Source organism: Rhodovulum steppense, assembly GCF_004339675.1.
Taxonomy (GTDB): Bacteria; Pseudomonadota; Alphaproteobacteria; order Rhodobacterales; family Rhodobacteraceae; genus Rhodovulum; species Rhodovulum steppense.
Window position 1 is genome coordinate 1 of sequence record NZ_SLVM01000048.1, and the last position, 10,308, is coordinate 10,308.

The following is a 10,308-nucleotide window of genomic DNA, read 5'->3' on the forward strand; positions in this document are numbered from 1 at the left end:
ACCCGCACTCAGGGCTGAAAATGCGCGCGCCCCGCGAGGTCATCGCAGCTCAAACCGCAACCGCCTGAGTGTCCGGTGAAACGGGGGCAAGACCAGTCGGCTAGATCCGGAACGCCGAAAGCCCCCGCGAGGGTGCTTTTGTGTCGGCGGATGTTGGTGATTGTCGTCGGGTGCTGCCGAATGTCAAAATCCGGTGGCGGCGTTGATGTAAACGCGCGACTGAATATCCCCAGTGTTTCACTCGGGATTGAAGCCTTTGATATGATTGGAAATTCTGGTTGCGGGGGTAGGATTTGAACCTACGACCTTCAGGTTATGAGGCAACCCGCCGGGGCCGGAATAGTCTTTCAATAGCAAATATTTAGAGGAATTCTTGGCTGGCGACGTCGGCGTCGTGTCGCACGGAGCAGACGCAAATCATTGGGAAGAAACGGGAAAGCCGCATGTTCATGAATCAGCGAACCTCAGGAGTTTACAGCCTGCTGGCCGACTATGTGCGCAGCCCCTCCCTGCGCCACATGCGAGAGCCGCGGTCCCTCGCCAAACTGGCCCTCGAGATCGTCACGAAACTGGATCAGGACAGCTCCATCTGGAAGAAGTGGGAAGGCCCGCGGGACAAGGTCCTGGCCTCGGCGATAGACTGCTGGATCCCGAAGGACGACATGCTCGCCTTCCTGAATGGCCTGCCTGGCCCGGCCCTGACGATGACCGATCTCGAGCAGCGCATGAAGGCCATGATCGAGGAGGAATACCTCGGAGATCCGGAACCGAAGCTCGAGGCCGAATGTCTGGCCATCTACCAGGGCGAGAAAGAGGCTGGCACGGAAATGCCCGCCATCATCGGGCGCCTGTCGGACTACGTGGGCGCGCAGTGGCAGCGTCTGCGCGACGAGGAGCGTGCGGAGGCGGAGCGGCGGTCGGAAGAGGCGCGTCTGGAGCGGGAGCGGCGGCTCCTGTCCTATGCCGATTGTCCCTGGACCCAGATCAAGGGCTCGAAATTCATCTATTGCCGCAAGAACGGCCGGGTCTTCCAGCTCAAGCCCAACAGCGACAAGAGCCTGACGCTCTATCGGGTGCAGGAGGTCGACGACGCCGCCAGCGGCGACATGATCGGCCGATATCGGTCGCGTGGGGATGCCAGCAAGGTGGTGGCCAAGGCGGCCTATGAGCCTGAGCCATTTCGGTAGAGCGGTTCAAAGCCCCGCAACAGGGGCGTTGGTGAGGGCCGATCCGGGTCATACGGGTGAACCGGGCGAAGCATTCAGCAGCCGCCACTCGGAATCGATCACCCCAGCAGCTTGGCCTCGACCTCGGCCATCGCGTTCTGGTGGTCGGGTGACGGGAAGAGGTGGCCGTAGCGCTCCATGGTCATCTGGATCGAGGAATGGCCCGCGAAGGTCATCACCTCCTTGATCGAGAACCCCTGCTCGATCCAGAGCGACACGGCGAAGTGGCGCAGGTCGTGCCAGCGCAGCTTCACGCCGACGTCCTCCTGCAGCTTGCGGAACCGGGACTGAGTGTTGGTGTGCTGGAGGACGCCGCCGCGCGGCGCGGGGAACACCAGCCCGAGCTCGCTCTTCGGGCAGCGCAGCTTCCAGCGCCGCAGGGCGTTCAGCACCATCGGCCCGGCGGGGATATCGCGATAGCCCGCGCGCGATTTCGGCTCGCCCATCTGGTTGTAGGCGTCGGCGCGCTGGCGCACGTAGATGAAGCCCTTCTCGAAATCCACGTCCTGCCAGCGCAGGCCGCGCAGTTCCGAGGCGCGCAGGCCGGTCAGGGCCGAGACGATCAGGTGCGGCTTGAAGTCCTCGTCGGCCGCCTCGATCAGCGCGCGGATCGTCTCCTTCGACGGCACCGGCGCCTTGTAGTCGATCCGGCTCGACTTGATCACCCGCACGCCCTGCGCCGCGTTGGTGAAAAGCTGGCCATTGTCGATGGCGTGGTCGAGCAGCAGCTTCAGTACCGAGAGCGCGCGGCGGGTCAGATGCTCGGACCGGCCGTTCAGCAGCAGCCGGTCGCGGAACTCGTTCACATGGCGGCGGGTCAGCTGGACGATCAGCTTGTCCCCGATCCCGACCTCGGGAACCGTGATGTGCAGCCGAACATAGTCGCTGTAGCCGCGGAGCGTGGACCGCTCCATCCGCCGCCCCGTCTTGCACCGGACCTCGCAATGGTCGAGCCACGCCTTCGCGGCGTCGGCCACGGTGATGCTCTCGCTGTCGGCCAGATAGGTGTTGTTGGCGACGAGCGAGCGGACCTTCACGAGATAGACGTCGGCATCCTTCCGGCGCGGGAACAGCTTCGAGCGGCGCTTGCCGGCCTGGTCGGTGAAATCGACCTGCCAGCGCACCAGGCCCGAGGGCAGTGTTCGCTTCCGGATCGTCGCCATCCGATTTTCCTCATTCTAGACAATGCGTTGAGCATCGTCAGCCTTCCGCATTGCCATCCTTCGCGCGGCATAGCGAGGCGAAACCGACCGCCTCGGAAGCCAGTAATGGATTTTTAGTCCGAAACCATCTTGTGCGCCAGAGGTTTTGAACCTAAAGTCCGAAACAAGCTCAGGAGACCCCGCCTCGATGGCAAAGCTCAGCGACCTCATCCCCACCCTCGCGCAGGTTCTGCCGATGCCCGAGCAGACGGTGTCGGTGATCGCGCGCGCGCTGCGGAAGGAGCGGCTGATTTCCACTGGCGGGCGCGGGCCCGGCGCCGCCGACATGACGCCCGAGGATTGCGCACGACTCCTTCTCGCAATCATGGCGGCAGATCAGGTGAAGGACGCGGTCGAGGCGTCGCAGCGGTTCTGGGAATTCCCCGTCGAGGACCTGCACAGCCAGGACACCATGCCCGAGGACGAGCAGGACGCCTGGCTCCCTCTGCCAGAGGCAATGCGGGCGCTGACGCAGGTCCGGACATTCGGGGAGATGCTGGCCGGGTTGATCGTGGCGGCGCGGGATGGTGCGCTCGATGCGGCGCTCGGCAGCGTCATGCTCCCCTTCATGAAGATCGAGGTCGAGCGGCGGTTCCACACCGCATCCGTCTCCCTCGCAGGGTCCAGCGACGGGCTGTTGCCCGACCGGACCGTGATGATCGCCAGCTTCGCGCCACCGAAGGCGCAGCTGCGCAAGCTGATGGAGGCATCCGGATTTCACGAGGGCGGCGATGCGATGGTCACGTTCGCCGTAAGTCAGAGAACGATCATCGCGCTCGGCGCGCTGATCCGCACCTAGGAGGACAGGACATGCAGGAGCATTTGCGGGCTGGACCCGCCACAGGAGAGGTTTGCCCGACGCTGGCCGAGGATCTGTTGCGAGGCGCTGACGCCATCGCGCTCTTCGTCTTCGGCGACGCGAAGGAGCGGCGGAAGGTCTACTACTACGCCAGCGAGGCCAAGGTGCGGATGCCCACCTTCCGCATGGGCAACGTGATCTGCGCACGCAAATCGCGGCTTCTCGACTGGATCGAGCAGCAGGAGGCCGCGCGATGAGCGACTTCCGCATCCCGCTTTCGACCGACGATCACGTCGTCATCGGGAATCGCCTCCGGGAGTGCCGCGACGCGCTGATGCACGTCATGACCTCGGCGGTGCCCGGCACCCTGACCTACCAGGAGGCCGACCGGTCTCTCGCTGCGCTGGACAGGCTTCGCGCCGAGCTCGAGCACGATCTGCGGGCCACCACGGCCTACGAGCGCGACCCGCGGCATCTGGCCGGCAAGGTCTACTACGGTTTCGTCCGGTTCGTCGGCAGCGGCGACGGGCCGGAGGAGCACTGGAACGACGACTTCGCCGCCTGGGTCCTGGACGGGGAGTGAGCCATGGAGGACGCCATCCGCACGACCGAAGACACGGCCCGCGACAAGGCGTCGGCGGATGCGTCCACCGCGGCGCCCGCCGCCGAGCTTGAGGACCCGACCGAACTGCGCCTACAGCTGCATCGCCACGGCTATCGCCCGGTGCCGGTGCTGGGCGCGCATGTCGCCATGAAGGCCGCGGGCAAGCGGCCGATGATGAAGGGCTGGGAGACCGTCTGCGCCAGCGCCGACGAGGCCGAGATCGCCCGCTGGACGAAGGCGCAGCGCAACTGCACCAACACCGGCCTGCTCTGCGGGACGCTGGTCGGCATCGACATCGACGTGCTCGACCATCAGCATGCCCACAGGGTGACCTGCATCGCGACCGAGATGCTCGGCATGACGCCCGCCTGCCGGATCGGGCGCGCGCCGAAGATCCTGCTGATCTTCCGGACGGACGAGCCGTTCGACAAGATCCAGACGCCCGAGTTCCACATGCTCGACGGCACGGTGGCGCGCGTCGAGATCCTCGCAACCGGGCAACAGTTCGTGGCCTTCGGCATCCACCCGGACACGAAGGCGCCCTATTACTGGCCCGAATGCTCGCCGCTCGATGTGCCGCTGGAGGCGCTGCCGCCGGTGACGAAGGAACGGTGCGCCGCGTTCATCGCTGCAGCCGAGAAGTATCTGCGCAAGGTCGGCGGCTACAGCACCGCCGACCGCCGCGAGATCGAGCGCGAAGGCCGCAAGGCCGCGGGGCTCAAGCGAAACCAGGCGCCATCGCGCGAGCTGGTCGAGGAGGCCTTCGCCCACATCCCGAATAATGACCTGCCCTATGACGACTGGATCAAGGTCGGGCTCGCGCTCTACGCCGCGCTCGGGCCGGACGGTCGCGACCTCTGGGAGGGTTGGTCGGCGCGGGCCGACAAGAACGATCCGGAATACACCGCCGAGAAATGGGACAGCTTCTCGTCCGTCCGCAGCGTGACCGTGGGCACGCTGTTCTGGCTCGCACGGCAGAACGGCTGGCGCGCGGAACGGGTGGAGCGGGTGCGAACCTCGCGCGCTCGTATTCCAGACGACCAGGATGCCGACGATGACGACGGAGACGGCCGCCCGGTGATCCGCATCTTTGCGGGATTCCTGCACCGGGCCGTCGACATGGCCGAGGGCGCGCTGATGCAGGCGGGGCTCGGTTACTATCAGCGTGGCAGCATGGTGGTGCGCCCGGCGATGGTGCCGGTGGCGGTCTCGGATGGGCGCACGGTCGACGCCCCCCGGCTGGTCGACGTCAAGGCGCACCACATGGCCGAGGCCTTCACCCGCGCGGCGAACTGGAAGCGGTTCGACAAGCGCGAGGGCGAGTGGCTCAGCACCGACTGTCCGCACAAGATCGCGGAGACCTTCCTGGCGCGCGAGGGCCAGTGGCGCTTGCCGGTGCTGACCGGGATCATCAACTGCCCGACCCTGCGCCCCGACGGCTCGATCCTCGACCTGCCCGGCTACGATGCGCAGACCGGGCTGCTGTTCGATCCGCAGGATGTGCAGTTTCCCGCGCTGCCATGCGACCCCGACCGGGACATGGCGTTGCGCGCTCTGGCCTATCTCAGGGACCTGATCTCGACCTTCCCCTTCGTGACGGACGGCGATCGCGCCGTCGCCCTATCGGCCATCCTGACCGCGCTGGTGCGCCGCTCGCTGCCGACGTCGCCGCTCCACGGCTTCAACGCGCCGACGGCTGGCACGGGCAAATCCATGTTGGTGGACCTCGCCAGCCTGATCGCCACCGCCCGTCCCGCACCGGTGATCGCGCAGGGCAAGTCCGAGGAGGAAATGGAGAAACGGCTGGGCGCGGCGCTGATCGCGGGCGACGTGTTGATCGCCATCGACAACTGCGAGGAACCGCTGGGCGGCGAGCTTCTCTGCCAGACAATGACGCAGACGAGCCTCAAGGTCAGGATCCTCGGCAAGTCCGTGAACGCCGAGGTGCCGAGCAACGCGGCCATCTTCGCCACCGGGAACAACCTCACCTTCGAGGGCGACATGACCCGCCGCGCGCTCCGCGCCACGCTCGACGCCGGGGTGGAGAGGCCCGAGTTGCGGGCCTTCGACCGCGATCCACTTGCGATGGTGACCGAGCGGCGCGGCGACTACGTCTCGGCCGGGCTGACAGTGCTGCGCGCGTTCCATGTCGCCGGCCGACCGCAGCAGCGCTCGCCGCTCGGCTCCTTCACCGACTGGTCGCGCTGGATCCGCGACGCCCTGATCTGGCTGGGCGAGGCCGATCCCTGCGACACGATGGAGGAGTTGCGCGGCGCAGACCCGAAGCTCGAGGCGCTGACCTCGGTCCTGGAAGGCTGGCGCGAGGTGATCGGCCTGCAACCAGCCAACGTCCGCGACGTGATCGAGCGCGCAACCGAGCAGCGACCGCAGCTCTACGGTCGCGCCGAGTTCGTGCATCCCGAGTTCCGCGAGGCCCTGCTGCGGGTCGCTGGCGAAGGCGGCGCGATCAACGGCAGGCGGCTCGGCAAGTGGATCGGATCGCACCAGAACCGGATCGTGGGCGGGCTGCGCCTGGTCAACGCGGGCGTGTCGGCAGGGTTCACGCGCTGGCAGCTGGAGCACGCGGAGCCGGGCATCGCGCCGATCAACGACGGTTCTGAAATTCTCCGGAGCCGTGCCGATGCGTGACGTTCATTCCCGATCCGTCTGGTGGGTTTGGTGGCTTTGGTGGATTTGTCCCGGCCGATATCTGTGTTTGTCGCCCAAAGTATCAGCGACGTGGAAGGTCGCGACACGTGACGCCATGCATCACGCCGCGACGCATGACGTGACAGTTTTCAGGAGCGGGCCGAAGCAAACCCCTGATCTCCACCAAACCCACCAGACAACTCGTCAACGGACGGCGACGCCCGGCACGGCCCGCGAGAACTTCAGAACCTCCGTTAGCCATCGGGAACGCCGGATCGCGGGCCGCCGGGCGGTTCCTCCTGCGCACATCCGTATGTGGGGACGCGCAGCGCATTGGCCCGCCAGCGTCAGGGGGCGGAAATGACTAAACTCGACAGCCATGAGACCAAGACCGCCTTCGCCGCCCGCGTCGGGCTGACCAAAGGGCGCATCTCGCAGCTGGTGGCCGAGGGGCTGCCGGTGCGCGCGGACGGGCGGATCGACGTGGCGGTGGGGCTCGCCTGGATCGAGGACAACCTCGACCCCGCCCGGCGCAACCGGGGCGGCGCCGCCGTCCCCACTCGCACCACGACCACGCTGGCCGAGGCCAAGCGGCTGCATGAGATCGTCAAGGTCCAACGCGCCAAGTTGGCGTTCGAGCGCGAACAGGGCCAGCTGGTCGACACCGCCGCCGCCACCAGGACCGTGTTCGCGCGCGCCCGTGCCGAACGTGACGCGCACATGGCGTGGGTGCAGCGCACGGCGCCGCTGCTGGCCGCCGAGGTGGGGGCCGATCCCCGCGCCACCTTCGCCGCCCTCGACCGGATGATGCGCGAGCATCTCGAACATCTGGCCGACCTGCCGCTGGAGAGTTTTGGCGATGGTGCCTGACATCGACCTCGCCTGGCGGCGCGGCATCCGCCCTGAACCGCCGATCCCGGTCTCGGACTGGGCCGACCGGCACCGCATCCTGCCGCCGACGTCGGCAGAGCCGGGGCACTGGCGCACGAACCGCACGCCCTATCTGCGCGCCGTGATGGACGCGCTCTCGACCGCCAGCCCTTACGAGCGCGTCGTGCTGATGAAGGGCGCACAGACGGGCGGTTCCGAGGCGGGGCTGAACTGGATCGGCTACATCATCCAGAACGCGCCAGGCATCGCGATGCTGGTCATGCCCTCGCTCGACATGGTGCGCAGGAACACGACCGTCCGGATCGACCCGCTGATCGAGGCCACGCCCGCCCTGCGGGAACTGGTCGCCGCGCCCCGCTCCCGCGACGCGGGGAACAGCCTGTTCCGCAAATCCTTTCCCGGCGGGCAGCTGGTGATGACCGGGGCGAACAGCGCGGTGGGGCTGCGCTCCACGCCGGTCCGCTACCTGTTCCTCGACGAGGTGGACGGCTATCCCGGCGACGCCGATGGCGAAGGCGATCCCGTCGATCTGGCTATCCAGCGCACCGCGACCTTCCGCGGCCGGCGCAAGATCTACATGGTCTCGACGCCCACGCTGAAGGGCCACTCGCGCATCGAGGCAGCCTTCGAACACAGCGACCGGCGCTTCTACCATGTCCCCTGCCTGCACTGCGGCGACATGGCCCCGATCACCTGGGCGCGCATCCGCTGGCCCGAAGGGCGGCGCGACCAGGCGCATCTGGTCTGCGAGGCCTGCGGCGGCATCCACCAGGAGCACGAGAAGCCCCGCCTGCTGGCGGTAGGCGAATGGCGCGCGACCGCGACAGGCGACGGCCGCACCGCGGGCTTCCATCTCTCCGCGCTCTATTCCCCGTGGGAGACATGGGCCGAGATCGCCGCCGAACATGGCAGGGTCCGCAAGGACCCACCCCGCCTGCAGGTCTGGGTCAACACCAAGCTGGGCGAGTCCTGGGAGGACCAGGCGGGCGACACCGTTCCCGCCGACCCGCTCATGGCGCGGCGAGAGGACTGGGGCGAGGCGCTGCCCGCCTCGGTCGCCGTGGTGACCGCAGGCGTCGACGTGCAGGGCGACCGGATCGAGGTGCAGATCCTCGGCTGGGGCCGCGACGAGGAAGCATGGGTGATCGACTACCGCGTGCTCTGGGGCGACCCATCCGGGCCGCGGCTCTGGTCCGACCTCGACATGGTGCTGCAGGCGACCTTCCCGCATCCCGCGGGGCTCGACATGCCCGTGCGCGCCGCCGCCATCGACACCGGCGGCCACCACACCAAGATGGCCTACGAGTTCTGCCGCACCCGCCTTGGCCGCCGCATCTGGGCGATCAAGGGCCGTGGCGGTCCCGGCATCCCGGTCTGGCCCCGCCGCCCGACGCGGACGAACAAGGGCAAGATCCCGCTCTTCATCGTCGGCGTGGACGCGGTGAAGGACGCGGTCTACGCCCGCCTGCGCCTCACCGAGCCCGGCCCGGGCTCGATCCACTTCCCCCGCCGCCTCGACGCAGACTACTTCCGCCAGCTGACCGCCGAGCGCGTCGTCACCCGCTTCGAGCGCGGCCGTCCCATCCGCTCCTGGCAGCCCAAGCGCGACGGCGAGCGCAACGAGGCCCTCGACACCTTCGTCTACGCTCACGCCGCCCTGCATGGCCTGATCAGCATGGGGCTCAGGCTGAACGAGGAGGTGGAGGGGGTGACGACGGCGTCGGCGCGGCAGGACCGCGAGACGGGGCGGGTGATCCGGTCGGCATGGATGCGGTAGCTTGCAAGGCATTTTCTCGGTGGACGCTCCAGGTCCGCAATGGTACCTACAACCAAAATGAACAACCCGGGAACGTGGGGCGGGCAGTGCAACATCACAAGACGATCTACTTTTCCGACTTGGCGGGAAATCATCGGGGCCGTCGCGGGCTTACAGTCGCCTTTGGCCCCGACGACGCCGACCTTTTCCAAAGTATAGAACATCTAAGCAGTGCACGGCTGCGAAAACTCATCGGCGTTGACAGTTTCGATGACCTCGAACGTGCCGCGCAGGATGCCCGCACAAACATCAACCATTTCTGCAAGATTCGACTCAGCGAGCATGTAGCTTCCGGTCTCTTGACCGACGAAGGGGCGTTCAAAGACCAACTCCAGGTAACGTTCGCAGGCGGCCGACACGATCCGTTGCACAACTGGTTCCCTTATCTCGAGGGGTACTCCCCAGATTTCGTATGGGAAGTATATAGCCGATACTGCGATGGCGCAGAGCGTGTCCTCGATCCATTTGCTGGATCTGGAACGACACCAATGACCATCATGGGCCTCGGGAAAACAGGGCTTTTCTCGGATGTAAACCCACTGTGCATCCATGTGATCAAGGCAAAATCGCTAGCGCGAACCCTCAGTCACGAGACGCGTTGTGAATATTCCGAGAAGCTCTTGGCGCTCGCAAAGGTTGCAAAGGACAAAACGGCGAGCTATCTGAAGCATGAGAAGCTGGACGGTAGTTACCGCGCGACCTTCGGAAAGAGCGAGTTCTTTTCGCCAGAGCAGTACGAAGCCATTCTTCGCGTTCGCAGCGTCCTAGATCAAATAGACATTACCGCCGTTCGCCAACTCGCTGAGGTAGCAGCGATCCGCAGCCTTATTCCGGCCTCGCGCCTCATTCGCAGAGGCGACCTCCGCTTCAAGCGCGAGGATGAGGAAAGACGCGGAACCGACGACTTCATTGAGGCCTTCAGCGCCTCTCTCGAACTGATCGCGAACGACCTCCATGAATTGAAGCCATCGAACGGCTCAATCCTTCAGGTGGGGATGAGCGCGCTCGAAAATCGATACAATGACGGCCTAGGCTCAGGACTCGTTCTTGATCATAGCCAGAACAAGACGGTTGCGGCGAGCATGATCGCAGAGAAGAACGTTTCCGGGCACCGATCGTAT

General features: G+C 66.2%; 9 protein-coding genes. 8 read left to right on the forward strand and 1 reads right to left on the reverse strand.

The window, feature by feature from the left end:
* The first annotated feature begins 443 nt into the window (after nt 1-443).
* Entirely contained in the window at nt 444-1,187 is a 744-nt protein-coding gene (locus tag EV216_RS18420) for a hypothetical protein (RefSeq protein WP_165899328.1), read from the forward strand.
* A gap of 98 nt (nt 1,188-1,285) precedes the next feature.
* Here EV216_RS18420 and EV216_RS17785 read toward each other — a convergent pair whose 3' ends face one another.
* Entirely contained in the window at nt 1,286-2,389 is a 1,104-nt protein-coding gene (locus EV216_RS17785; RefSeq protein ID WP_132697192.1) for a site-specific integrase, read from the reverse strand.
* Nucleotides 2,390-2,576: 187 nt separating this feature from the next.
* On the opposite strand from EV216_RS17785, the gene EV216_RS17790 reads away from it, so the two are divergent.
* The 7 genes from EV216_RS17790 to EV216_RS17820 all read left to right on the forward strand — a co-directional run.
* Complete coding sequence (locus EV216_RS17790; RefSeq protein ID WP_132697194.1) at nt 2,577-3,227, forward strand: hypothetical protein; 651 nt, start codon at nt 2,577-2,579, stop codon at nt 3,225-3,227.
* A gap of 11 nt (nt 3,228-3,238) precedes the next feature.
* Nucleotides 3,239-3,484, forward strand: a complete 246-nt coding sequence (locus EV216_RS17795) for a hypothetical protein (RefSeq protein WP_233417265.1) — start codon at nt 3,239-3,241, stop codon at nt 3,482-3,484.
* Nucleotides 3,481-3,810, forward strand: coding sequence for a hypothetical protein (locus EV216_RS17800; RefSeq protein WP_132697196.1), 330 nt, complete (start codon nt 3,481-3,483; stop codon nt 3,808-3,810). The genes EV216_RS17795 and EV216_RS17800 overlap by 4 nt, the downstream gene beginning before the upstream one ends.
* Before the next feature lie 3 nt (nt 3,811-3,813).
* Nucleotides 3,814-6,480 (forward strand): PriCT-2 domain-containing protein, encoded by a 2,667-nt coding sequence (locus EV216_RS17805; protein WP_132697198.1) that lies wholly within the window; start codon nt 3,814-3,816, stop codon nt 6,478-6,480.
* Nucleotides 6,481-6,840: 360 nt separating this feature from the next.
* Nucleotides 6,841-7,350, forward strand: a complete 510-nt coding sequence (locus EV216_RS17810; RefSeq protein ID WP_132697200.1) for a hypothetical protein — start codon at nt 6,841-6,843, stop codon at nt 7,348-7,350.
* Nucleotides 7,340-9,148, forward strand: a complete 1,809-nt coding sequence (locus EV216_RS17815; protein ID WP_132697202.1) for a phage terminase large subunit family protein — start codon at nt 7,340-7,342, stop codon at nt 9,146-9,148. The genes EV216_RS17810 and EV216_RS17815 overlap by 11 nt, the downstream gene beginning before the upstream one ends.
* A gap of 86 nt (nt 9,149-9,234) precedes the next feature.
* On the forward strand, nt 9,235-10,308 hold a 1,074-nt coding region (locus EV216_RS17820; RefSeq protein ID WP_207894028.1), incomplete at its 3' end, for a site-specific DNA-methyltransferase.